The 24,792-nt window shown below is 42.0% G+C and carries 26 protein-coding genes; 12 read left to right on the top strand and 14 right to left on the bottom strand.

Features of this window, described 5'->3' with window-relative positions:
• Positions 1-20: 20 nt before the first annotated feature.
• Together ACINWC323_RS05605 and ACINWC323_RS05610 are read left to right on the top strand one after the other, a co-directional pair.
• Positions 21-641, top strand: a complete 621-nt coding sequence (locus ACINWC323_RS05605; protein ID WP_004774288.1) for a MotA/TolQ/ExbB proton channel family protein — start codon at positions 21-23, stop codon at positions 639-641.
• Position 642: 1 nt separating this feature from the next.
• Complete coding sequence (locus ACINWC323_RS05610; RefSeq protein ID WP_005226674.1) at positions 643-1,047, top strand: ExbD/TolR family protein; 405 nt, start codon at positions 643-645, stop codon at positions 1,045-1,047.
• A gap of 48 nt (positions 1,048-1,095) precedes the next feature.
• On the opposite strand, the gene msrA is transcribed toward ACINWC323_RS05610, so the two are convergent.
• The 5 genes from msrA to thyA form a co-directional block, all read right to left on the bottom strand.
• Positions 1,096-1,620 carry a peptide-methionine (S)-S-oxide reductase MsrA gene (gene msrA, locus ACINWC323_RS05615; RefSeq protein WP_005226675.1) on the bottom strand — a complete coding sequence of 175 codons (525 nt, stop codon included), beginning with the start codon at positions 1,618-1,620 and terminating at the stop codon, positions 1,096-1,098.
• Between the two features lie 106 nt (positions 1,621-1,726).
• Entirely contained in the window at positions 1,727-2,203 is a 477-nt protein-coding gene (locus ACINWC323_RS05620) for an META domain-containing protein (RefSeq protein ID WP_009514143.1), read from the bottom strand.
• A gap of 127 nt (positions 2,204-2,330) precedes the next feature.
• Positions 2,331-3,386 carry an Lnb N-terminal periplasmic domain-containing protein gene (locus ACINWC323_RS05625; protein WP_009514184.1) on the bottom strand — a complete coding sequence of 352 codons (1,056 nt, stop codon included), beginning with the start codon at positions 3,384-3,386 and terminating at the stop codon, positions 2,331-2,333.
• A gap of 18 nt (positions 3,387-3,404) precedes the next feature.
• Positions 3,405-3,914 carry a dihydrofolate reductase gene (locus tag ACINWC323_RS05630; RefSeq protein ID WP_005226679.1) on the bottom strand — a complete coding sequence of 170 codons (510 nt, stop codon included), beginning with the start codon at positions 3,912-3,914 and terminating at the stop codon, positions 3,405-3,407.
• Positions 3,915-3,934: 20 nt separating this feature from the next.
• Entirely contained in the window at positions 3,935-4,777 is an 843-nt protein-coding gene (thyA, locus tag ACINWC323_RS05635; RefSeq protein WP_005280599.1) for a thymidylate synthase, read from the bottom strand.
• A 171-nt stretch (positions 4,778-4,948) separates the two neighbouring features.
• Here thyA and ACINWC323_RS05640 point away from each other — a divergent pair, with 171 nt between their 5' ends.
• On the top strand, positions 4,949-5,773 hold the full coding sequence (locus tag ACINWC323_RS05640) for a YwqG family protein (protein ID WP_009514298.1): 825 nt from the start codon (positions 4,949-4,951) through the stop codon (positions 5,771-5,773).
• 49 nt (positions 5,774-5,822) lie between these two features.
• On the opposite strand, the gene ACINWC323_RS05645 is transcribed toward ACINWC323_RS05640, so the two are convergent.
• From ACINWC323_RS05645 to ACINWC323_RS05655, 3 genes are all read right to left on the bottom strand, one after another.
• Positions 5,823-6,398, bottom strand: coding sequence for a xanthine phosphoribosyltransferase (locus ACINWC323_RS05645; RefSeq protein ID WP_005226682.1), 576 nt, complete (start codon positions 6,396-6,398; stop codon positions 5,823-5,825).
• A gap of 88 nt (positions 6,399-6,486) precedes the next feature.
• Entirely contained in the window at positions 6,487-7,191 is a 705-nt protein-coding gene (locus tag ACINWC323_RS05650; protein WP_009514244.1) for a DUF3108 domain-containing protein, read from the bottom strand.
• A gap of 196 nt (positions 7,192-7,387) precedes the next feature.
• Positions 7,388-8,068: a hypothetical protein gene (locus ACINWC323_RS05655; RefSeq protein WP_005280587.1), complete on the bottom strand. Its 681-nt coding sequence runs from the start codon at positions 8,066-8,068 to the stop codon at positions 7,388-7,390.
• A 244-nt stretch (positions 8,069-8,312) separates the two neighbouring features.
• On the opposite strand from ACINWC323_RS05655, the gene ACINWC323_RS05660 reads away from it, so the two are divergent.
• Together ACINWC323_RS05660 and ACINWC323_RS05665 are read left to right on the top strand one after the other, a co-directional pair.
• A complete protein-coding gene (locus ACINWC323_RS05660; protein WP_009514149.1) occupies positions 8,313-9,200 on the top strand; it encodes an energy transducer TonB in 888 nt (295 codons plus the stop codon).
• 287 nt (positions 9,201-9,487) lie between these two features.
• Positions 9,488-11,662: a TonB-dependent siderophore receptor gene (locus tag ACINWC323_RS05665; RefSeq protein WP_009514303.1), complete on the top strand. Its 2,175-nt coding sequence runs from the start codon at positions 9,488-9,490 to the stop codon at positions 11,660-11,662.
• A gap of 69 nt (positions 11,663-11,731) precedes the next feature.
• Here the strand turns inward: ACINWC323_RS05665 and ACINWC323_RS05670 are convergent, their stop codons facing one another.
• The 4 genes from ACINWC323_RS05670 to miaB all read right to left on the bottom strand — a co-directional run bounded on the left by ACINWC323_RS05670 (position 11,732) and on the right by miaB (position 15,392).
• Entirely contained in the window at positions 11,732-12,031 is a 300-nt protein-coding gene (locus ACINWC323_RS05670; RefSeq protein ID WP_009514141.1) for an antibiotic biosynthesis monooxygenase family protein, read from the bottom strand.
• 11 nt (positions 12,032-12,042) lie between these two features.
• The gene (ybeY, locus tag ACINWC323_RS05675) at positions 12,043-12,528 is read right to left on the bottom strand and encodes an rRNA maturation RNase YbeY (RefSeq protein WP_005280578.1); all 486 of its coding nucleotides are present in this window, start codon (positions 12,526-12,528) and stop codon (positions 12,043-12,045) included.
• A gap of 298 nt (positions 12,529-12,826) precedes the next feature.
• The gene (locus tag ACINWC323_RS05680) at positions 12,827-13,900 is read right to left on the bottom strand and encodes a PhoH family protein (protein ID WP_032870775.1); all 1,074 of its coding nucleotides are present in this window, start codon (positions 13,898-13,900) and stop codon (positions 12,827-12,829) included.
• A gap of 40 nt (positions 13,901-13,940) precedes the next feature.
• Positions 13,941-15,392 carry a tRNA (N6-isopentenyl adenosine(37)-C2)-methylthiotransferase MiaB gene (gene miaB, locus ACINWC323_RS05685; protein ID WP_009514230.1) on the bottom strand — a complete coding sequence of 484 codons (1,452 nt, stop codon included), beginning with the start codon at positions 15,390-15,392 and terminating at the stop codon, positions 13,941-13,943.
• A 299-nt stretch (positions 15,393-15,691) separates the two neighbouring features.
• Between miaB and ACINWC323_RS05690 the strand changes: the two genes are divergently transcribed.
• The 4 genes from ACINWC323_RS05690 (at position 15,692) to ACINWC323_RS05705 (ending at position 19,868) form a co-directional block, all read left to right on the top strand.
• Complete coding sequence (locus ACINWC323_RS05690) at positions 15,692-17,599, top strand: lytic transglycosylase domain-containing protein (protein WP_171062213.1); 1,908 nt, start codon at positions 15,692-15,694, stop codon at positions 17,597-17,599.
• A 44-nt stretch (positions 17,600-17,643) separates the two neighbouring features.
• Positions 17,644-18,312: a ribonuclease T2 family protein gene (locus ACINWC323_RS05695; protein ID WP_032881649.1), complete on the top strand. Its 669-nt coding sequence runs from the start codon at positions 17,644-17,646 to the stop codon at positions 18,310-18,312.
• 167 nt (positions 18,313-18,479) lie between these two features.
• Entirely contained in the window at positions 18,480-19,466 is a 987-nt protein-coding gene (locus tag ACINWC323_RS05700; protein WP_005226708.1) for a malate dehydrogenase, read from the top strand.
• A gap of 156 nt (positions 19,467-19,622) precedes the next feature.
• On the top strand, positions 19,623-19,868 hold the full coding sequence (locus ACINWC323_RS05705) for a DUF2789 family protein (RefSeq protein WP_005280568.1): 246 nt from the start codon (positions 19,623-19,625) through the stop codon (positions 19,866-19,868).
• A gap of 22 nt (positions 19,869-19,890) precedes the next feature.
• On the opposite strand, the gene ACINWC323_RS05710 is transcribed toward ACINWC323_RS05705, so the two are convergent.
• Together ACINWC323_RS05710 and ACINWC323_RS05715 are read right to left on the bottom strand one after the other, a co-directional pair.
• Entirely contained in the window at positions 19,891-20,418 is a 528-nt protein-coding gene (locus ACINWC323_RS05710; protein WP_005226712.1) for a hypothetical protein, read from the bottom strand.
• Positions 20,419-20,473: 55 nt separating this feature from the next.
• Positions 20,474-21,094, bottom strand: coding sequence for a 2OG-Fe(II) oxygenase (locus ACINWC323_RS05715; RefSeq protein WP_009514356.1), 621 nt, complete (start codon positions 21,092-21,094; stop codon positions 20,474-20,476).
• 444 nt (positions 21,095-21,538) lie between these two features.
• Here ACINWC323_RS05715 and ACINWC323_RS05720 point away from each other — a divergent pair, with 444 nt between their 5' ends.
• The 3 genes from ACINWC323_RS05720 to ACINWC323_RS05730 are packed head-to-tail and all read left to right on the top strand — an operon-like array spanning position 21,539 to position 24,344.
• Positions 21,539-22,396, top strand: coding sequence for a 23S rRNA (adenine(2030)-N(6))-methyltransferase RlmJ (locus ACINWC323_RS05720; protein ID WP_005280560.1), 858 nt, complete (start codon positions 21,539-21,541; stop codon positions 22,394-22,396).
• A 38-nt stretch (positions 22,397-22,434) separates the two neighbouring features.
• The gene (gene pssA / locus ACINWC323_RS05725; RefSeq protein ID WP_005226718.1) at positions 22,435-23,268 is read left to right on the top strand and encodes a CDP-diacylglycerol--serine O-phosphatidyltransferase; all 834 of its coding nucleotides are present in this window, start codon (positions 22,435-22,437) and stop codon (positions 23,266-23,268) included.
• 17 nt (positions 23,269-23,285) lie between these two features.
• Positions 23,286-24,344, top strand: a complete 1,059-nt coding sequence (locus ACINWC323_RS05730) for a DUF6670 family protein (protein ID WP_009514354.1) — start codon at positions 23,286-23,288, stop codon at positions 24,342-24,344.
• Positions 24,345-24,792: the final 448 nt, after the last annotated feature.

Below are 24,792 nucleotides of genomic sequence, written 5' to 3'. Positions count from 1 at the left end.
ATTAAATCAGGAGTTCGTATATGAACTTTTCAGTTTATTGGCAACATGCAGATGCAGTAAGTAAGACACTGTATTTCATCCTATTAGCAATGTCGATTGCAACGTGGACTATTTTCATTCTGCGCATTTTAGGAACACGCCAGTTAAAACAACAGGCTTATAACCAACTGGTGCAAGCTTTGGCTGCGCTAAAATCAAAGTTACAGCCTTTATCGTTTGAACAACGTAAAGCTGTCGCTGAACAGGCATTACTTCGCCAGATCTCTGCTGAGAAATCTCAAGCAGAAAAAGGGGTATCAGTGCTTGGAACAATCGCTTCATTGGCACCGTTTGTGGGTTTGTTCGGTACAGTATGGGGAATTTTCCATGCGCTTGTTGCGGTAGGTAAAAGCGGACAGGCTGGTTTGGCTCAGGTAGCAACACCGGTCGGTGAAGCCTTGATTATGACCGGTCTAGGCCTAGCCGTCGCAATTCCTGCAGTAATGGCTTATAACATCTGTGTACGTTTCAACCGTGGCCTGGCACATGACTTACAAGATCAGGCACATAGCTTGTTAATCGATACCATGTTGCAGCAAGAAACAGCGGCAAAAACAGAAACTAAAGCGACTCAACAAAGTTTAGTTGGAGGTCAAGCTTAAAATGGGCTTTCAATTGGGTGAAGACCACGACAGTGGCATGAATGAGATGAATCTCATTCCTCTGATCGACATTATGTTGGTATTGATGATTATCTTTTTAGTCACAGCAACGGTTGCTAACCCATCAATTCCATTAAGTTTACCAAAAACAACGGCTGAAATTGTTGATCCGCCACCAAAAGCAATCACCATCAGTATTAATGACAAAGGTGAAGTGGCTTGGGATGCACAAATCATTAGCCTGGATGAGCTAGAGAAGCGTTTCCAAGAAGCGGGTCAGGCACAGACAAAACCGACAGTGCAATTACGTGCAGATAAAGAATCAAAATATGATACGGTTGCACAAGTCATGTCGCGTGCCAGTGAAGCCGGCTTAAGTGATATTGCGTTTGTAAGTGAAAACTAAAGCGCGATCGTAATAAAAAAGCAACTCGGTGAGTTGCTTTTTTTATGTCTATTCATCTTTGAGCAGGTCAAGATACTTGGCGCGGAGTTTAGACAGCTTAGGAGGAATACTGAAGTTGCAGTAACCTTGTGACGGGTTACGGGCAAAGAAGTTCTGGTGATATTCCTCAGCCGGGTAAAACGTAGGTACCGGACTGAGTTCAGTCACAATATTCAGCCCTTCATCTTCCAGACTTTGAATGACCTGCTCAGCTTGCTGCTTTTGCTCATTATCAAAGTAATAAATCACAGAGCGATATTGGGTGCCAATATCATTACCCTGACGGTTTAATGTGGTTGGATCATGAGTGGTAAAGAATACATTCAACAATTGGGTGTAGCTGATCTGCTGTTCATCAAAATCAATCAGGATGACTTCCGCATGTTGTGTATTGCCCTGACAGACCTGCTCGTAGCTTGGGTTTTGGGTAATCCCGCCGGCATAGCCACTTACCACTTTTTCAACACCTTTCAGTTGTAGAAATACGGCCTCTACACACCAAAAGCATCCACCACCTAACATTGCCTGTTGCATATAACTCCCCGATTTTTAATTTTAAGCATGCCACTAACTTAAACGAACTACCCAAAAAGTAAAAGCCCGTGTTTGAAACGAGCTTTTACTTTTTATAGTAATCGCGTTAAGGAAGCGGCTGGATGACTGTTACGAAGCTGACCAGTACTTTGCCGGATGCATCCATGAATTTAAGCTCATGGCCTTTCAGTTCATAATTGGTGGTACTTGCCAAAGCATTTGCATATTGGCGAGAAAGGGCACTATTGTCCTTGCCGATACATGCCATCATGGTTGAAGCAATTGGGCCTAGGCGTAAGATCGAACCTTGGCTTTCAAAAGTCCCCTGAATCTGGTTACAGCCATCTGCACCAAAGAAACGCTTGCCTTGAGCATCGAACTGAATGGCTGGACGTTTGCCAGAAAGATCATTGCTTTTAATCTCCACACCATTGATATGGGTAGCGATCCAGTTACGGTTATAAAGACCGATACTTTCTTTCTGAGAAGCGTTTGGTGAAGTCTGGAGAGATTCTGTGGCTGCACAACCCGTCATTGCTACGGCAATTGCCAAAGTACATGTTGTTAAAAAAGGCTTTAACATAAGATTTTAAATCCGAATCATTGTGTTTCTATAAGTATTTATTAAAAGAAAACAACATGGAGTAGCACAGGATATTCAGTATCCTTTTGTAAATGTTCAGATACTTTTAATGAAATTAGTGGAAAAATCACTCAACTTTCGGCAAACCTGCGCGAATTACATCCGAAAAATACTCGCTACTTTTATTGGACTGTTGATCGTACTGTTCAGCACGTGGGTTGATATGTGCCAGACGATACCATTCATTGATACTGTAATTCTGGTTAAGTGCTTTCAGGTCGTAAAGATAGTTGGGCAAATATCCTGAAGCCAGTAAGCGATAATCTTTCGGTAATTTTTGTGGGTTAATGGCCTGAACCATATCAAATACCAGCGTAGTGCAGTTACTGGTTAGGGTATTGTACCATTTTGCTTCACCGCGGAGCTCATCAGCCTGCTTCAGATATTCAATAAACAGCGCTTTGCGCTCGGCTGCAGGCATTTTGACCGGAAATAAATACACCTGTTCATGACGAATATTACTGCGTGTATACACAATATCTTTTTCATCTGAAGCGACTAGGCTGAGTTCATATTTACGGAAAAAACCGCCAATGGCAGAAAAATCTTCGCCTTTCTCTTTGCGGATCTCAATTGAAAATACCAAAGGCTTTTGATCGGCAAAATCAAAGCTGACCAGTGTATGTGCAATCTGCGGACCCATCCAGTAAGAAGTGATGACATTGATCCCGGTAATTTTGTTCAGATCAATGTTTCGGTCTTCCCAGCGGATGTCATACGTCCCGTCCGCATGCCAGTCAAAGTTACGAACCTTGTGTAAGCTAACCAGATCACCTTGTTTGCTATAGCTGAGCTGTTCGGCAACTTCTGGATTCCAGTCACGGTCTTGTCTGGCTTCGATAGAAAAATACCAGATCAAGGAACAGGCAAAGGCAACACAATAAATAATGATATCGGTACGGCGGCTGATGAGATGACCACTGAAATAGACACCCAGCAGGCTCAGTGCAAACAGGCTCCAGAGTACAATTGTCACCCGGCTAAAGAAGGTACCGAGCGGTTGTTGAATCCAGAGCGCAAGGCAAAGCCAGACACTGGAAAGAACCACGCATAAGGTGAACAGACCGTGTAAAAGCCCGATCCCTAAGGCAATAAAAAACTCACGTGATCCTATATTATGCATGGCAACTGCGATCCATTATTATTTTTGGTAGGTCGCAAACTCGAAAGCGACACCAGACTTCTCATCGCGATGTTGTTCTGAGTTTACTTTGTGAAAATCCTCAGAGAGTTCTGGATAATGTGCATCGCCCTGAACGTCAAGTTCCACATGGGTTAACTCTAGGCGATCAGCAATACTAAGGGTTTGAGTAAAAATCTCTCCACCCCCAATAATAAATAAAGAGGCTTTTTCAGCGTGTTGTGCATCTGTAAGTGCGCCGTTTAATGCCTCTTCGATGCTGTGTGCAACTTTAACCCCTTCGAACTGCCATTCAGGATCACGGGTAATCACCCAGTTGACACGGTTGGGAAGAGCACGGCCCATAGATTCAAGGGTTTTACGCCCCATGATCACCACACCACCTTGCGTGATGGCCTTGAAGTGCTTAAGATCAGCCGAGATATGCCACGGCAAAGCATTGCCTTTGCCGATACAGCGATTTTTATCCATCGCAACTACGTGAACAACTTCAGTGCCTTGCCATGCCATTTTATATTCTCTCTAATCTTTTAAACTGCAACGGGTGCTTTAATTGCTGGATGTGACTCATAGCCAACAATTTCAATATCTTCAAATTTAAAATCAAAAATATCGGTAATTTCCGGATTTAATTTTAATTCACAGAGTGGCAATGGTTCACGAGAAAGCTGTAATTGGGCCTGCTCAAAATGGTTGGCATATAAATGTGTGTCGCCACCTGTCCAGACAAAATCACCGACCCCTAAACCGCACACTTGCGCAATCATGTGTGTTAGTAAGGCATAGCTGGCAATATTGAAGGGTACGCCTAAGAAAACATCGGCACTGCGTTGGTACAGCTGGCAGGATAATTTGTTATCTTGGACAAAAAACTGGAACAGGGTATGACAAGGCGGCAAAGCAACTTTACCTGCTTCATTCGGATTCCAGCCAGACACGATCAAACGACGTGAGTTTGGATTGGTCTTGATTTCATTCACCAGCCATTTGATCTGGTCAAAACCATCTTGCTGATAGCTGCCATCTGCATTTTGGGTTGCGCCGAAGTTACGCCATTGGTGACCATAAACAGGGCCAAGTTCGCCTTCTGGACGGCCAAAGCGCGCCGTTTGCTCAGCCGTTGCCCATTCATCCCAGATCGTGACTTTGTTGTCTTTTAGGTATTGAACGTTGGTATCGCCTTTGAGGAACCAGAGCAGCTCGATCACGATGGAACGGAAATGTACTTTTTTGGTGGTCAGTAATGGAAAACCTTGTGAAAGATCAAAGCGCATCTGATGACCGAATACTGAACGTGTTCCTGTTCCTGTACGGTCACCTTTGTCGCCGCCATTATCGAGGATATGTTGTAAAAGGTCTAAATATGTACGCATCGTCATTCCTATCGCAGATTTTGCCTGGGCTCATCTTAGCAGAATTTAGGTAATAAATAAGGGGGCAGTTGAGCGTCATTAACTGTCGTGGTACAGACTTTGTTCTCTATTTTAATTTAGCTGCTTGTTTTATATTAAGTTCTATAAATAACGACAGAGACAATCAACAAAATGAATCTTCAAGCCGAGCATTTACCGCATATTTTACATCCATACCTAGAAAAAATTTCAGCCACTATTCTGCCAACAATTACGATGCAACTCACAGCAAGTGATGACTTAAGCTTATGGCAAAGTAAGATTGGGGGAGAGCCGTATTTACCTTTGGATACCGCTTATCCAGTCGATTCTAATGGCAATCCGTTGGCCTTGTTGGCACAGTTTAATTTTGCTGAAATTCCAAGTTTACCCAATTTTCCAGACCAGGGAATTTTGCAGTTCTATATTGCAGCCGATGATTTGTATGGAATGAATTTCGACGACCAACAACAGCAATCGGGTTTTAAGGTCTTATATTTTGATCAGGTGATTGCAGACGCAGCGCAATTAAAACAGGATTTTTCCGAGCTTGAGTTTGATGAAGATGCTTATTTACCATTTACGGGACAATACTCGATTGAATTTAACCTCACTTCTCAGCCCATTAGCCTCGGTGATTTTGCCTTTGCACCGAAGATTTTAGGGGTTGAAGAGCTTTACGATTTTGAAGAGCGATTCGAAGGTGGCGATTTCGAAGATGATTTTATCGAGCCTTATGATGAAGTTGCTTCCGCAAGTGGACACCGTTTAGGCGGTTATCCTTATTTTACCCAAACTGATCCACGTCAATATAATGAAAAAGTTCAAGATTATGTACTGCTTTTCCAGCTGGATACCGATGATGCCGAAAACGAAATTATGTGGGGCGATTCGGGTGTAGGGAATTTCTTTATTCACCCAGAAGATTTAAAGAACAGAGATTTTTCCAAAGTGCTATATAACTGGGATTGTTGTTAAATAAAAAAAGCGGATGAATTGTCATCCGCTTTTTTCTCGTGTTTGAATCTTATTCAGTCACAAAAGTCACTTTGCCGTCTGCTAAAGATTTAACACGGGCTAAGGACTCAACGCGGTAGCCTTTTTCAAGCAACACGTCACGACCCGGCTGGAATGATTTTTCAATCACGATACCGACACCAACCACTTCAGCGTTTGCTTGGTGGATCAGGTCAATAAGACCTAAAGCAGCCTGACCATTGGCAAGGAAGTCATCAATCACTAGCGCTTTGTCACTTGAGCTGATGTGCTTGTTCGAAATCGCAATGGTGCTTTCAGTTTGTTTGGTAAACGAGAACACTTTAGAACGGTAAAGGTCGTCTTTGAGTGTTAATGACTGGTATTTACGGGCGAAAATAACAGGAACGCCAAGTTCTAAACCTGCCATGATTGCAGGTGCAATACCTGAAGCTTCGATGGTAATAATTTTAGTAATACCTGCATCTTTAAAGCGAGCGGCAAACTCTTTACCAATCAGCTGCATTAACACAGGATCGATTTGGTGGTTTAAGAAAGCGTCAACTTTCAACACCTGATCAGATAGAACGATACCTTCATTTAAGATTTTCTGTTCTAAAGCGTACACGGGAGAATCCTCTAAACGGATGCTTGTTCAAGCAAAGGCATATTTTAAAAAGCATCAAAAAAAATGCAAGCCAAAATTGACCAGTTGCTTAGTTTGTTTTACCCGAATAACTGGTTAATAACAGTCCGTAAGACGATTTTCCATCATTATGCGCCATTTTTACTGGCAGATAGTCAAGTTTTGGCGCTAACCAGAACACGGTATTACGTTCAGGTTTATCATGCTGCATGACCACTTTAATGGCATCAAATGTCCCATAAGGGGTCTTGATACTTTCAGTACCCTGTTTAACAAAACGACGTTCATCCAACGCTTTGGCATCTGCAATCAAGTATTTGCTTTTCAGAGCATTATTTTTCAAATCTTCACGGATTTGCAATTCGGCATTCAACTCATCCAGCGCGCCCGCCTGCCATGCAAATGAACGGCTCTGGTCATCCTTTTTGGTATTCACCACTTTACTGCTTGGGTTGAAATTAATATTCATCGTATTGTTGTGAATCAGGATCTTGCTGCTGCGGCTGAAATTTTGTGAGGTAATTCTGTTATTGGCAAAATTAAACTGGCTAGTTTCAGAGGCAGACGCAATCGCACCGGCTTTGGCATTGAACTTATAGGTCCAGTTATTGCCTTGTTGGGAAAGGGTACGTGTTGCAGAACCCAGATTTTTATTGTTGTAGCTAAACTGATAGCTGGCCTGAAAAGGTGCCATCGCCAATGCATGACTAGATAAGCTTGCACTTAAAATGGCCGCAGAGGTAATACCCGCTACTTTCAATAATTTCTTTGTCATAACATTCTATCCTCTGAGTGATCTGGATAACTCAATCACTCATTTCAAACTACGATTGAATACTATTATGCTGCTAGATTGTGAAGAAAAGATCAGGCTTTTTACTAAGCGCTTGTTAATTTTTCGTATAAATCATGAAGTTGTGTATATGCGTGGTATGGGTTATGGTGCAACATACCACCGAATAATCAATTTGTTACTGCTTAGGGTCTTTTTGCTGAATCGGGGTGACTTCAGTATCTTCCAGCCCATCTTCATCAAAGTCGTCATCGTTTGACGGCGACAGAATTGCAGCCAGATTAACATTGCCCCAGACGATTAACTCTGCTGGACGAACCCGGGCTCGGTTTACATGCACTTTGCTCAGCGTTTCGATAATACTGGCTTTCTTGCCAAGCCAGCGATTCAGATCCAGATAAAGCAATTCATCCTTGACCTTGACGATATCAAAATGTTCCAGGATTTTACCTAGTGGATCTTCTTCACGAAATTTCTGGTAATACCAGATGGCAATGTAAAAGCCCCATTTCTGAAAAATATTCTTGAATTTTGCTTCAATGACCTGAGTATTGCTGATCTGTTCAAACACCATCAGTTGTACGTTTTGATTCATTTCCATCTGAATCAATTTCAAGTCGACCGAGAGCGTGGTATGTAAGCCTTTTACATCTAGCGTGGTATATAAGCGTAACCAGCCATCATATAAGTCGGCATGCAGGTCTTGCATCATGTCGACATTTTCTGTGACATAACGCTCCATGGTGGCATTCACAAAAACTTGCGAAAGCGAAAATTCTCTTTCTTCTTCGATGAATTCTTCTGCTTTTTGGTAAACTTTACGTAGACGTTTAAAAACGGACGAGATTAGCGTTTGCATAAAAGTTGTTCCAGAAAGTGAATTGATAGGTCATGCAATACCACGATCTTTGTATTAACTAAAAAATAAAAATAAATTTCTAACTTGCAGTGTAGCAAAATTAATTGCTACATTTTCATAAAATGATGTTATGGAAACACTGTAACTATAAGTGGATCACATTTTTGTAAATTTTTGAATATTGTTTGGGTTTTTATACGGTTATCACCGTTGGGGATGAGGCATTTTTTGCCGCTTGAATCGCATGTGGAATAAAATAAATTTTCGTTCAGCGCTGTCTGGTTATTGGTGGCAAGATCCGCTTTTTGTCGGGGCGGTTGCTTTGGCGATGCTGCTGCATGGTGCTGTACTGGCTATTCATTTTACCATGCCATCGCCTGCAGATACCTCAACCAAAGAGATTGCAGTCACTGTGCGTCCGAGTGCGGATAAAGTCAAAGAGGCGGATTTTCTGGCCCAGGCGGATCAACAGGGTTCGGGTGATTTTCGTCAAGCGCATCGTATGTCCAGTGATATGCCAGCGCCCATGCAGGCTGATGCGACAACAGGTGAGTCTACACTAGAAAGTCTGGAAAAAGTTCAGCAGAAACGTGAGCTCAAGTTTGAAGAAAAAGTCTTAATGACGGTTTTAAGCTGGCAAAAACAGGCAGAACAAAGCGAACGTAAAAAGACGCTGGATGAGTTACAAAGCCAGTTTCAGGCCAAGGCCGCGATGGTGGCGAGCTTGGAAGCACAATATTTACAACGACAGCAAAATTTTAGCCGCAAACAACGCATTAAAACGGTTGATGGCATTCAAGCCAAACAAGATGCATCCGCTGCCTATCTGGATAAGTTCCGTCAAAAAGTCGAATTGTATGGCAACCGTTATTATCCGGATGAGGCAAAGCAGCAGCGTTTAGCCGGAGAAGTGCGTTTAATGGTGATTCTGAATGCGGAGGGCGGGATTCGGGCGATTCGCTTAATCGAAAGTTCGGGACATTCCGTTTTGGATGAAGCTGCTAAAGCGTCAGTACGGCGTGGTGCACCATTTGGAGCATTTGATGCAGCAATGAAAAAGGATATTTCGGAGTTGCGAATTATACGGACTTGGCGTTTTGACCCCGTCGATGCAGAGTTTGAAGTGCATTGAAGTCAAGTATACTTTCTGATTGGAATTTATGATGATTAAAAACCAAATTAAATATCTATAAAAATCAAATGACTATATTTTTAATGAATTTTTTATAATTTAAATTAATTAAAAACAATAGTTTAAATTTATTCATTAATTATTGAATTGATAATAAAAACAATTATCATTTGCGTCGTCTTTTTTGTTAAATCTCCTTTTTGAAAATGAATGCATCCTTCTTTAAATTTTCGGGGGGAAGGATATGCATGTTTTCAAATGCACTTCCCTTTATAAGGACATATTTCATGCACCAAGATCCGACTTTGAGCCTGTTTAAAGCGCACCCGCTTGTATTGGCGATGGCAACAATTATTTTTCCATCATTGGCTTTTGCAGAAAGTAAACCATCTAATGACACTGCACAGTTGCCAACGATTACAGTCAAAGCTGAACAAAGTGATCAGGTAACGACCGAAGGAACTGGAAGTTACACAGCTAAAAGTACCAATACTGCGACTAAATTTGATTTGTCTTTGAGAGATACTCCTCAAGCTGTGAAAGTTTATACACGTGAATATTTGGATGACCGAAATATTGATTCTTTTCAAGATTTCATGAGTAATGTCACGGGCGTAACTGTTTCTCGTACAGATGAGCGTCAAAGTTATTTTGCCCGTGGCTTTCAGGTGGATTATCACCTGATCGATGGCATGCCAAGTACATCATCACTTGCAGAAGGTGATTTGGATTTGGGAATCTATGATCGCGTTGAAGTCGTCAAAGGAGCCAATGGCTTAAACTCGGGCGCAGGTAACCCTTCGATGGGAATAAATATGGTACGTAAACGTGCCAATGCCAAAGAATTCACAGGTAATGTGAATGCATCTGTTGGGTCATGGAATCGCTATACCAGTTCTGCGGATCTTTCGAATGCATTAAATGCAGATGGTTCTTTACGTGGGCGAGTTTATATAAAGCACTCAGATGAAGACTCCTTCATGGATTTCTTCTCAAGAGAACGTAATATTGTTTATGGTGCAATTGACTATGATGTTACGGATAAAACAAATTTATCCTTTGCGGCGACCTACCAAGAATTAAATCGTGATGGAATACGTTGGGGAGGCTTACCTGCTTTTTATAATGATGGGACGCGGACCAAATTTGATCGCTCTCTAACAGTGAGTTCAGACTGGACGTACTGGAATGTTAATACAACAGCAGTTTTTGCTGGCTTAAAACAGAATCTTTTTAATGATGTAAATTTAAATATTGCCTATTCCTTTCAGCGAAATGATAAAGAAACCGCCTTACTTTATATTGATGGCAAGGTCGATAAGGCAACCAATAAAAGTCTAGGTTCTGTTTCAGTGTATTCGTCAGATGCTCGTAATGATGAAAATAACATTGATATGTATATATCAGCACCTTTCACCATTGCAGATCGTAAGCAAGAAATTATATTGGGTGGTTCATGGAATAAAAGTGAATTGGTCAATAGTCGTTATGGAACCATTCAAGGAAAGGACAAAGGAACAAATGATCTGGATATTGATAAATGGAAACAACTCGATTTTTCCGATATGAATACCAAATTGCTCACTCCTATTACCAATCCACAGAAATTGCCAGGTAATACAACGACACAAACAGGTATCTATATTGCAGGTAAATTCCAAGTGCTTGATCCATTAAAATTAGTGGCAGGTGCAAGACTATCGAACTGGGAATATGAGTCTGAAGATGGTAAGGGGAATCGTGAGTTCAGAGATCAAGTCACGCCTTATATAGGGCTTGTCTATGATTTTGCTCAAGATCATTCTTTCTATGCAAGTTATACGGATATTTTTAAACCTCAAAATCGTCGCGATGTAAATGCGAATTACATTGATCCGATTATTGGTCGAAATTATGACACAGGTATAAAAAGTGAATGGTTCGACGGTCGCCTAAATACTGCGCTTTCTATATTCAGAATTGAACAAAGTAATTTTGCTGAGGAGGTCTCAGGCGTCACCGTTATTGGTGTTAAACCTGATGAAAAAGCATATAGAGCTGTTGATGGGGTTGTTAGTAAAGGGGTTGAGCTTGAAATTGATGGTGAAATAAACCAGAACTGGGGCGTGAATTTTGGTATCGCAAACTTTGAGGCCAAAGATGCTAAAGATCAGAAAGTAGCAGTCAACAGTGCTCGTACCACATCAAACTTATTTGTTAAATATAAAGCGGAACAGTGGAATGCGGGCTTTGGCGTAAATTATAGAGGAAAAACGTATACGGGAACTGGTGCCAGTTTGATTGAGCAAGATGAGGTTTTCTTGCTGAGCGCAATGTTGGGTTATAAAGTTGATCAAAATATCAGTGTGCAACTTAACTTAGATAATTTATTAGACAAGGAATATTATGATGGTATTGGTGCAAATAGTATGAACTATGGAGCGCCACGGAATGCAACATTGACTTTCCGCTACCAATTCTAAAATTGAATCAATAAAAAACGGCTGGATTCAGCCGTTTTTTATGCGCTTTGTGGATAAGTTTGTCTTTATTCACAATTCCTTTTGACTGGAATAGGCTCGTTCAATCTTACAGATTTCAACGCTAAAGTCCTGATACCATTTTTGTTTACCTAAGCGCTGAGCTACTTGATGTTCTGCATCTTGTTGCCAACGTTGAATATCTTCAAGGCTATGCCAATAAGACAGGGCAATTTCAAAACCATTTTCACTGCATGCTTCAAACTTGGCACAGTTAAACTGGCTCAAGGCTTTATGTCTGAGCATTTGGGCCATGTCTGAATACGTTGCATCAAGTTGTTTGATCGTGGCTTTAAAAATAACGATATACATAGGAGCTTGGCTTAGCTTTCATCGGCTTGGTAAGGATTGGCGATTCCCAGTTTTTTCAGAATCTCGATTTCCAAAGCTTCCATTTCTTCAGCTTCAGCTTCGCTGGTCTCATGGTCATAACCGAGTAAATGTAAAACGCCGTGGACCAATAAATGATTGAAATGATCATTTGGTGTTTTTTGTTGTTCAGCAGCTTCTTGCAAAACCACAGGAATACAAATGACTAAATCACCGAGTGGCTCTGCATCCAGTAAGCTGAGCATTTCCTCAGGGATGTCACTTGGAAAAGACAGCACATTGGTCGGTTTGTCTTTTTCACGATATTGCAGATTGAGCTCATGGCTTTCTGCGATGTCGACACAGGCAATCCCGATTTCACAATTGACATCGAAACCGACATGACGCAGTGCAGTTTCGATATTTTTTTTGATTTGCCCACGTTTGAGAGGCAATTCAGCAGCTTGAAAGTCTTGTTGAAGACTTAAATTGATTTTCAAAATAGATCCTTAGATATAAATTAGATCTACGAGCTTAGATTGAGTCTAAGAAATGTAGATAAAGATCATGGTGGAATCTTGCCATATTCTCATCCATTTGCTGGATAAGCCTTCGGCGTGACCTACTTTTGTTTTGGCAAAAGTAGGCAAAACCTGATTTTACATTATTGCAAGGTTAGATCCGCATCCTTCATTCACAGCATAGCTGTTCATCTTGCGCTCAGACAAAGCATCGCTTTGTTTATCTTCGCTCAGGTTGCGAATGACAGCTCCGAGTATCGAATTAGATTAATATTATTTAATGCTGAGCATCAGCTTTCTCATCATTTTCTGCAATCAGTGCTTCTTGTTTGGCTTTGCGTTCGGCGCGGGCCTCTGCTGACAAGCGTTGCTGCTCATTATCCCAGCCTTCGTAAGCTTCAACAATTTTTTGTACCAGTTGATGGCGCACCACATCACGTGAGTGGAAACGGGTGATATGAATTTCATGCACATTTTCCAGTACCCGTAAGGCTTGTGCCAAACCGGATTGCTGGCCGCGTGGCAAGTCAACTTGAGTCACGTCACCGGTGATCACGGCACGAGAGCCAAAACCTAAACGGGTCAGGAACATCTTCATCTGTTCAGGGGTGGTGTTTTGCGCTTCATCCAAAATCACGAAAGAGTGATTCAGGGTGCGTCCGCGCATATAGGCGAGCGGGGCAACTTCAATCACCTGACGTTCAATCAGTTTGGCTACTTTTTCAAAACCCAGCATTTCATACAGCGCATCGTAAAGCGGACGCAAGTACGGGTCGATTTTCTGGGTCAGGTCGCCGGGTAAGAAACCCAGCTTTTCACCTGCTTCAACCGCTGGGCGAACCAGCAAAATGCGCTGAATCTCATTGCGTTCCAGCATATCAACCGCAGCAGCAACCGCCAGATAGGTCTTACCTGTCCCGGCAGGGCCAATACCGAATGAGATATCACTTTGTAAAATGCGTTGTACGTAACGTTTTTGATTGGCACCACGTGGGTTGATTCGCCCTTTGCGGGTCTGCAACCAAACACTGTCAAGGCCAGTATGTTCCTGTTCTGAATCATCCATGAGTTCACGGTCGGTCTGTGAACCTTGGATCATCAAATGAATGACATCGGCACTGATTTGTGAGGAAATTTCTGATTCTTGATAGAGCCGTTGCAATAGTGCTTCGGCTCTTTCGACCGCTTCTATATCACCATCGAGATAAAAGGCATCGCCACGGTGAGTAATTTTGACATCTAAACGTTGTTCGATTTGTTTTAAATGCCCGTTATACGCACCGAGCATGCTTTTTAAGCGTTCCAATTGAATCTCAGGGAACGTTACTGTACGTCGAATCGCTGCAGTCAAGATAAACCCTTTTTGTTGCTTTGTAGGAATAACCCTTACATTACGCCACGTCAGGTTCAAGATTCAAGAGTTCTCCGTAAACTAAATTTAAAGTTTTGATTTCAGTGATCTCGATCTCTGCGAAACGACCAACCCACGTGGCATCACCGATAAAGGTGACTAAACGTGTATTGTCTGCGGTACCGATTAAAACATTCGGGTCTTTATCCGATACTTTTTCAATCAGCACGCGTTCAATTTTACCGAGCATGGCATCAGTTTTATCGATACTCGATTTTTTAATCACTTCCTGAACTTGCGCAAGTCGATCTTTTTTCACTTGCTCAGGTGTGCTATCCGGTAAGTCCGATGCAGGGGTGCCCGGACGTTTTGAATAAACAAAACTATAAGAGTGATCGAAATCTAAATCTTTAATAAATTGCAAGGTTTCAGCAAAGTGTTCATCTGTTTCCCCCGGGAAACCGATAATGAAGTCACTGGATAAATGCATATCTGGACGTACTTTGCGTAGCTTGGCAATTTTATCAATGTACACATCAATGGTGTGGTTACGTTTCATGGCTTGCAGTACATCGTTCGAACCGCTTTGTACTGGCAAATGTAGATGCGACACCATTTGCGGTAAATCACGGTAGCACTGGATCAGATCATCTGAAAATTCAAGCGGGTGAGAGGTGGTATAGCGTAGACGACCAATCCCTGGAATTTCTGCAACCAAGCGCAATAATTCCGGGAAGGTACAGATGCCACCTTCGAAGGTTTCACCACGATAACCATTCACGTTTTGGCCCAGTAAGCTGATTTCACGAACCCCTTTTTCAGCTAAACCGGCAATTTCAGCCAGCACGTCATCCAGCGGACGTGAAACTTCTTCACCACGGGTATAAGGAACCACACAGAAAGAGCAATATTTAGAACAGCCTTCCATGATAGAGACAAATGCCTTAAAGCCTTCGACGCGTGGTTCCGGCAGGAAGTCGAACTTTTCGATATCCGGGAAAGAAATATCCACCAGTTTGATTTTTTCTTTCTTTGGCTTTTCTACTTGCTCGTTATGCTGATCCAGCATTTGCGGTAAACGGTGCAAGGTTTGCGGGCCAAAGACCATGTCGACATAGGGTGCACGTTTTTGAATGTTGTCGCCTTCTTGAGAAGCAACACAACCACCGACACCAATCACCAGATCAGGATTTTTTTCTTTAAGTTTGCGCCAGCGGCCTAAACCACTGAAGACCTTTTCTTGGGCTTTTTCACGAATCGAACAGGTATTCATCAGCAGAATATCTGCATCATTCGGATTGTCAGTGAGCACATAACCGTGCGAATCACCTAATAAATCTGCCATACGATGACTGTCATACTCATTCATCTGACACCCTTGAGTTTCAATATATAACTTCTTAATTGAAACATCAGCGGTGTGCATGGGCTGGGTAACAGTGTTTTCTGAGGCAGCTTTTACAGCACTGGGAATGAATGTTTGAACCGTCATGCAGGCTCCTAAACAAGGTGGATTTAAATAAACCGCGGATTATAGCAGTATTTTTGCTTGTGCGCAGAGAATAAAAAACTGACAAAAATGGACAGTTTGTGAATAAAATTGTGTGAATTTTAATGAATATGAATCAGTAATTTACATAACACAACAATAGTGAGAAGCTAGACTTATTACACTATGTAAGCAGGCAAAATTGGGCATAGATATTGATGAAGATGAAAAAGCAGTGTGATTTAATAACAACAGGAAGACGTAAATCGAATAATAAGAACAGTTTCCGTCGTTTTATTGCCATGAGTGGAATGATTGCCTGTTCATCGGTCTATGCTTTGGATGAACAATTCAATGACGCCCTACGTGCTGCTAACTCAGGTAACACGGCTTTGCTCGATCAATACCAATATTCAATGCAGAATGATGCATTGGGTTATTATCCAGAATACTGGAAACTGAATACCAATCTCGGCTTCCAGCCTGCCACCTCGATTATCAGTTTTGCTCAGCGTTATCCGCAATCCGCAATGGCTGAGAAACTCGCGGCCGATTATGTCGAAGAAAAAGTCAAACAGGCCAGTTTCGCCGATGCCAAGCCCGTACTCAGTTATGTCACCAATCCTGATCAGGAAGAAAGTTGTGCGGTAGCACAAGTGCGTGCCAAGACGGGCGATAGTCTGGTTTTTGCTGAATATAAAGACATCTGGCTGACCACCAGTACCCAACCTGAATCGTGTAATGGCTTGGGTCGTTTGATGCTGTCTAGCCCGTTAATGAGTACTCAAGATCGTCAGCAACGTTTGTGGGGACAATTGCGCGCAGGTCAATCTGGCCCAGCAATTGCGACAGCTCAAACCATGGGCTTGAATCTTTCGCTGGCTCAGTTTAACCAGATTCAGGCCAATCCATTGGGCTATTTATGGAGTGCGCCTAAGTCCAACGATGCCGATTATGCTTATCTGATTTTTGCGCTCGGTCGTGTTGCCGATAGTGACTTAACCAATGCTTTAGGTAATGTGCAGCGTGTGGTTCAGGATGTGCCTCAACCTGTACAGAAATATCTTTACCGCACCATTGGCTATGTCGGTGGTACCACTGTGATGAAAAACGGTTTTAACCGTGAAGTGCTCAATGCTTTCGATCAGAGTTATGGTTATCCATTTAGCCCAGAAGAAGCTGAAATCTACGCGCGTCAGGCGATTCGTTTCGGGGCCTGGGAAAGTCTGATTCGTGCCATTGATGCAATGTCGGTAACCCAAAAACAGGAAGATCGCTGGCAGTACTGGTTAGCACGTGCCTCTGAGCAACGTTCCGATGGTGGTTCTAAGCAGGCGGCTCAGCAGATTTATCGTAAACTGGCACAAGGTGGCGACGATTATCATAATTTGCTAGCCAAAGACCGTATTGGTGAACGCTATAACCATCAGCCTTATAATGAACAGCCGAGCGCTCAAGATACCCAGCGTCTGAACCAGAATATTCATTTTCGCCGTGCCTTTGCGTTAAGAAATATCAATGCGCCTGCAAACTATACCAACCGTGAATGGAACTGGGCGGTCCGACAGGCTTATTTGCAACATGATGATGGTTTGTTGCTTGCTGCAGCAAAACGCGCGCATGACATGGGCTGGTATGATCGCGCCATTTATGCGGCTGACCGGACCACCTCTCGGCATAACGATACCTATCGTTATGCAACACCGCACCGCAGCAATGTCACCAGTCATAGTTACAATGCTGGTATTGATCCCGCTTGGGCATATGGTTTAATGCGCCAGGAAAGTCGTTTTGTGACTTCTGCACGTTCCAATGTCGGGGCAGGCGGTCTCATGCAGATTATGCCAAACACCGCAAAACTGATTGCACGCCAAATGGGTGAAACCTATAACCCTGCGGCATTAAGTGAAATGAATACCAATATTCGTTACGGTACCTATTACCTTTCTATGATCCAGAGTCAATTGAGTGGCAGTTCGGTACTGGCAACGGCAGGCTATAACGCTGGTCCGAATCGTGCCCGTCGTTGGCAGCCGGATAATCAGACCATGGCCGCAGATCAGTACACCGAAACCATTCCATTACTGGAAACACGTGACTATGTGAAACATGTCATGACCAATGCCACGCACTATGGTGTGGTATTGGGACAGGGCGCACAGTCGTTAGAAAAACGCATGAGTACCATACCTGTGCGCAATAGTCCTTAAACACACGAAGATGTTTAATTGAGATAATGAAGTTTTTGCATTTGATGAAAGCCGTCGACTTATTAAAAGGGCAGTGGATGAAAGCGATACAGGCATTGATCTGTTATCTGGCCTTATCATTCGCTGCACCGTTATATGCAGCTGATAAACAGGATGTTGCCGGTTATGTCATGCATGTACAAATGACGCCTGCTGCCTGCGCATTTGATTCATCAAGACAAAAACAACGTAAATGTCTGGAAGGCTATTCGCTGACCATTGCAAGTTTGCTGCCTGAAGTGCCATTAAACCGGGATTGCTCGACCAAGACCTCTGCGAGATTGTCACCATTACAAGCGAAAGTGGTTGCACGGGTTATGCCGGATGAAAATGCACGGGTCCAATTGTGGCAGGATGTGGGCGGCTGTATGCCAATGAATGCCAGCCAATATTTTAGAACCATTATTAATTTTGCTGAACGCCTGAAAATACCGGCTGACTTGACCAGTCCAAATACCATTGAAGTACAAAAAGAAAGCCTGAGACAGCAGTTTACCAAGCTTAATCCATCGTTGCCGCCAAATGGCATCCGTTTTACCTGCCAATCTTCAAAATTTAATTCGGTTTTGACGGAAATTCGGGTTTGTTATCAGAAAAATGGTCAATATAAACAATGTGCTAGCCATATTTTGACGGGCTGCCCAAGTGAGTTTACGATTAAAGGTAGTTATTAGGCTTTTACCTAGTTTGATTTGTATTTTCTATTAGACTTTCGTTGAAATTCATTCTCTTTTACATGCATATGCATTCGCTTTAGAGTACAATCTTTGCCGTTTATGATAATTCGGTTGAATAACAATAACGTTCAATCGTGCTAACGCATCTCATTGGAGAATATCACATGAAGCAACCCGTTCGTGTTGCCGTTACAGGCGCTGCTGGTCAAATTGGTTATAGCTTATTATTCCGTATCGCAAGCGGCGAAATGTTAGGTAAAGATCAACCAGTCATTTTACAATTGCTTGAAGTTCCTTTTGAGAAAGCTCAACAAGCGCTTAAAGGCGTGATGATGGAACTTGATGACTGTGCTTTCCCGTTATTGGCAGGCATGATCGGGACTGATGATCCTAAAGTTGCATTTAAAGATGCTGATTACGCGTTATTAGTTGGTTCACGTCCACGTGGTCCAGGTATGGAACGTGCTGACTTATTAAAAGTAAATGGCGAAATCTTCATTGGCCAAGGTCAAGCATTGAACGAAGTTGCAAGCCGTGATGTTAAAGTATTGGTTGTGGGTAACCCTGCGAACACCAATGCTTACATCGCAATGAAATCTGCTCCAGATCTTCCTGCTAAAAACTTCACAGCAATGTTGCGTCTTGACCACAACCGTGCGTTGACTCAACTTGCTCAAAAAGCAGGTGTTGCAGTTTCTGACATCGAAAACATGACTGTTTGGGGTAACCACTCTCCAACTATGTATGCTGACTACCGTTTCGCAACAGCAAATGGCGTAAGCTTAAAAGACAAAATCAACGATGCGGCTTGGAACAAAGATGTGTTCCTTCCAACTGTTGGTAAACGTGGTGCTGCGATTATCGAAGCGCGTGGTTTGTCTTCAGCTGCTTCAGCTGCGAATGCTGCAATTGACCATATGCGTGACTGGGCGTTGGGTACTAACGGCAAATGGGTCACTATGGGTATTCCATCTGATGGTTCTTATGGTATTCCTGAAGGCGTAATGTTCGGTTTCCCTGTAACCACTGAAAACGGTGAATACAAAATCGTTCAAGGTTTAGAAATTGACGAATTCAGCCGTGAGCGTATCAACTTTACGCTGAACGAGCTTGAAGAAGAACGTGCAGCGATTGCTGACATGGTTAAATAATTTATCAGTTTGATAAATTGAAAAAAGCACTCTCTATAGAGTGCTTTTTTTATACATGAATCACAAAAAACAACAAGAAAATATAGACATACCTAAGCATATTCGCTGAGTTTGCTGTTAAATTATTTTAATCAGAAGTACTTATGGAGAATAACAATGTTTGAACAACAACCCACACTGGAACTTTTATTTGAGCAACTTGGGCTTGGGGCAGATGATGCTGCAATTGAAAGTTTTGTGAAAACGCATCAGCTTGGTGCTGACCAGAAATTGCATGAAGCCGAGTTCTGGAGTGCGGGTCAGCGAGATTTTCTGAAAAGTCACTGGGACAAAGATGATGACTGGGCCATTGTGATTGATGAACTGAATCAACAGTTGCATGTAGACAGTACCAAGTCATAATTCGATAAAAATAAAGCTCACATCAGTGAGCTTTATTGCGTAATAGGGTGCTAAACCAGTCTTCTTTACGGACTTCAACAAAAGCGGGGTGAAGCTGTAATAATTCCAGATCATGTTCTAGGCAAGAGACATACTTTTTCAACCAGTGTCGTGTTAAGGCCTGTTCTTGCTTAACGGCAGATGCATAAGCCAAAAAGAAATAGATATCAAGATGCTCATGATGTGCCAAGGGCTTTAAGATCTGCTGAGTAATGAGGGCAAAACGTTGCTCTTTGGTCAACTCGAAATAAATCATATAAGCTTTGGCTAAAGACAACGACAGGTTGAGATACAGGCTTAAGGGCATTTCCTCATATTCAATTCGTGCCTGTTCAAGCAATACGATTGCTTCTTGCAAGAAATGCAACTGTTCCTGACGTACATGACTCAGTACAACCAGCTGTAAACGCAGGTCTGCACGCTCTAAAGCAAGTTCAGGACTATTGTTCTCTAAAAAGAGTTGGTCAGTTTCACCAATGCGTGCAATGACTTGTTTAGTTTCGTTCGACATGTATTGATCCAGAATCGTCAGTTATGCCTAGGTATATAAGGCTGTTTTTAGCAATTTAAAGGGCTTGGCCCTGATTCCAGATTGAGCTTCCACTACGTAACCATGCAGTAATCGACAAGCGCTGTTGTTTTGAGCGTAGGACCTCATGTAATAAATCGCTCTGGAAAATCGCCAGACGATTAGGCGAGGGCTGGATAATATGCCATTGACCATTTTTATCCTGCAAACGTAATTGACCGCCCCAATCTTCTTGCCAGCTTTCATGCACATAGAATACGGTGGAAATCATCCGGTCATTTTTTTGTTGCGGATTGTCACGATGCAAAGCATAAAATTCACCTGCGTTATAGCAGGCAAAATGTGCTTCTACTTCTTTGATGCCGAGATAAAAGGCCTGATTTAAAGTTTGTGATAATACTTCTAAGGCCTTGAGATGCTGTTGGGCAATCGGTAACTGACCATCAATCCAAAGAATATGGTCACTCCGGATATGACTGACCACACCGTTTTGTACTCCCGCTGCTCTGAATTCAGCAAGATGAGAGGTGCATTCATGAACAAGAGAGTGTACATATTCATGTGAATAGACATCATCAATTAAGGCAAAGCCAAATTCATTTAAATCATCCAGAATTTGCTCTAAATTCCATGATTCAGCAAGAGAGGTGGGTTGCATGGCACTCCAGTTTAGGATGGGTTGGATTAAAGTGCGATTTTAGACGATCACATCAACGCTAAAGAATAGTTGAGGGGACGCTGATATTTCAATCATGCCTTGCGTTATAAGCTAAAACGACATAAACGAGGCATGGAACGTAGGCAATGGCGATTCCCTTGTCAAGTTTCATAACGAAGTTTAGGGCAGTTTTAGCTATAACCCTGAGCAAAAGCAAAGCATTGCTTTGATTGCAGCGCAAGGCGAAGCTCAAGGACTGCGACATTTTTTGCTGCTTCGGCGTTATGCTTCTCTTATTTAGAATGCTAAATTTCGAAAACCATGCCTTGTATCAGCTAAAAAATGTCAACAGTCGCAATGAGAGCTAGGGCTCGCAAGGTGAAATGTCATCGGCCCCTATTTTCATGTTAAACTACCCGTTGAATTGAGGAATAAATTGTCAACATGAATTACCGTCACCATTTCCATGCGGGTAACTTTGCCGATGTTATGAAGCATGTACTTTTGCTTCAACTGCTTGCTCGCTTAAATACGAAAGATAAACCTTATCGATATATTGATACCCATGGTGGTGCCGGTAAATATGATTTATCGACTTCTGAAGCACAAAAATCAGGTGAATTCTTAACGGGTATTCATCGTTTGGTCAAACTTGACGATTCGATTAAACGAAATGCACCGGAAGGGGTAAAGCAATATCTTAAAATTGTTGAAGATATGCGTGCAGCTTCGGGCAAAGGTGCTTATCCAGGATCACCTTGGTTTGCGCTTGAAGGCATGCGTGAAACAGATAAAGCGACTGTGTTTGAAATGCAGCGTGACGTGTTTCAGCAATTATATTTTAATATTCGTGATAAACGTGCTGGCCTGCATGAGCGTGATTTTTATGAAGGTCTGATGGGGGTCATTCCACCAAAAGAAAAGCGTGGATTGGTCATGATTGACCCACCTTACGAAATCGAGCGTAAAGATTTTCCACAGCTGGTTGAATTACTGCAAACCGCTCATAAAAAATGGCCAACAGGGGTATTCGCTGTTTGGTATCCAATCAAAGATCGCGCGATGATTGACCGTTTTGAAAAGAAAATGTTGAAAACCGGTATTCGCCGTCAATTGATTTGTGAAATTTGTGTATGGCCAGATGACACACCAGTCGGTTTGAATGGTTGTGGTTTGTTAGTGATTAATCCACCTTGGAAATTCTCGGAAGATGCGGATCAGGCATTACAATGGCTATTTCCACATTTGCGTATGAGTGAAAATGGTGGACATGCTGCAGTGCGTTGGTTGGTGGGTGAATAACCCATCAACGTCCAAATATTCTTGAGGAATTGAAAATAATGACAAATTCTCTTAAACCTGATTCTGATTTAAATAAAGATGCCCATTCTTTTGATGGCATCACTTTTGAAGTAGAAGAAGAAGAGCATACGCACGAAGGACAAAAAGTGAAACGTCGTGGCATTTATTTGTGGCCGAATTTAATTACAACGGCTGCACTTCTTTCTGGTTTCTACTCAATTATTGCCAGTATGAATGGCAATTTTAACCAGGCAATCTATGCCATTTTCCTGGCTGCATTACTTGATGGCCTAGATGGTCGTGTGGCACGTGCAATTGGTGCGCAAAGTGCATTTGGTGAACAATACGACTCACTTTCTGACTTATTGGCTTTTGGTGTGGCGCCTGCAATCTTGATGTATAGCTGGAGCTTGCATGACCTTGGGCGTATTGGTTTAGCCTGTTGCTTTATCTATACCGCTTGTGCAGCTTTCCGTCTAGCGCGTTTCAATGTACAGATTGGTGTAGTGGATAAGCGCTATTTTATCGGAATTGCCAGTCCGCTTGCCGCCGTTACCGTGATTTCATTAGTATGGGTTGGTCGTGATTTTCCGTTTATCTTTGATTTAAGAGATATTGTGATTCAGGTGATTAATTCGGTGGTCATGGTCGCAGTCGGTTTACTGATGATTTCGAACATCAAATACTATTCATTTAAACAAATGGATCGTAAACGTGTACCTTTTGTCGTGATGTTGCCTGTGGTCTTGATTTTTGCTGCAATCACGTACAACATTCCTGTAGGGATCTTGATTGTATGTATTCTCTATGTGCTTTCAGGATTTGTAACGACTTTGTTTGCCAAAAAAAATGATGAAAAAATAACAACCTAAAATTCAGGAGGTTCAGTATGCCAATATTGATGAGTAATAATCAATTAAAGCAGCTGAACCTCAATAAGTCAGATGCTTTAACTTTTCACCCGCCTAAGGGTTTATTTAAAATTGTTTATCAGGCCCTGATCCTGCCGAATTTGCCTGAGCCATTTCATTATTTCAATTTTATTAGCCTGATTGGACAACCCCGTATTCCGATTTGCTATAACGCCAGTGCCATTACCACGACGGCTATTGATACTGCTACTGTTCTGGTCAGTAGCAGCGCATCTACGGTGGGGCATCTAAAAAGTTATAGTGCAAAAGAACAATGCCAGTTAGAAGTAGATCGCTATCAGTTTCTTGATGTCGATCATATTCAGGCCGATTTTCCTCATTATTATTTTAAACGGAATGATGAAGAACTCAGTTGTCAGCTCAAAGTGAAGATCTGCACGGATATTGAAAATCACTCGGCTTTGCAATGGGGGGTGGCAGATTACTGGTATGTCTCTTGCCAATGTGAGGGTGAAATTGTTTATAAAAAACAAAAATACCAAATTGAAGCGCGAGGTGTCTTAAAACATGCCCGGGCGATTTATTTTCCTTTTATCGCTTTTCATTTTTTCACCTATCAAATTATTCAGATTCATCCTGATTTGCAAATCATCATGTCTGAACTCAGAAACCAATGGAATAACATTGTCTTTTCACGGATAGAAATACAAACAAAAGAGACCAATGTTGTCTATGAACATCAAGTCGTTCTGGATATCACCCGTGTATATCCGAAAGTCAAAACACCGAATGGACGGGAAATGTATTTGCCACGAGAGTTTATTTGGCAGTATCAAGAAAAAGATGAAGTGATTTTCCAGTTGCAGGCCAAAAGTCGGGGAGACTATAAGTTTGGTCTTGCTGCAGGATATGTAGGTAGCTTTCATTACCAGCTATTATGGAAAAATAAAAATTATGAAGGTACCGGATACTGTGAATATATCGATTGCAGACCATTACATTGGCAGGAAAAAAATAAAACCGAGCAAATAATCGACCAAATTCCGCATTTTCAGCCTTATTTGTGTAAAAAATAGACGCTTAGTTAAATTATTTAAATAAAAATTGAAAAGGGTGTTGCATTGGGTTGGGAATACTGTAGAATGCACATCCATCGGCGGTGATGCAGATAAAAACTTGTTGAGAAACAAGGATTTGGCTAAAATGGTTGGATTCTTGAGTTGGTTGATAAGTTTGCTAAATATCTAAATTACCTGTTGACTTTTAAGAAATTGAGAGTAATATAGCCGACCTGGCTTGATGATGACGAATCATCGAGAAGATCATTAAGAGAATAGAAGAACAACTTGTGTGGATTTTTACTGGTTGATCGATCGAAAATATTTCATTGATTAATTGGTTTAAATTTCTCGAAGTTTATTTGAGTAAATATTAAGTCAGTAATTGATGAGCCAAGATTTGTAGCCATAAGCTACTAATGATTTTAAACTGAAGAGTTTGATCATGGCTCAGATTGAACGCTGG

Source organism: Acinetobacter sp. WC-323 (assembly GCF_000314615.1).
GTDB classification, from domain to species: Bacteria; Pseudomonadota; Gammaproteobacteria; order Pseudomonadales; family Moraxellaceae; genus Acinetobacter; species Acinetobacter courvalinii.
This window is presented reverse-complemented; position numbering and strand designations above follow the sequence as displayed.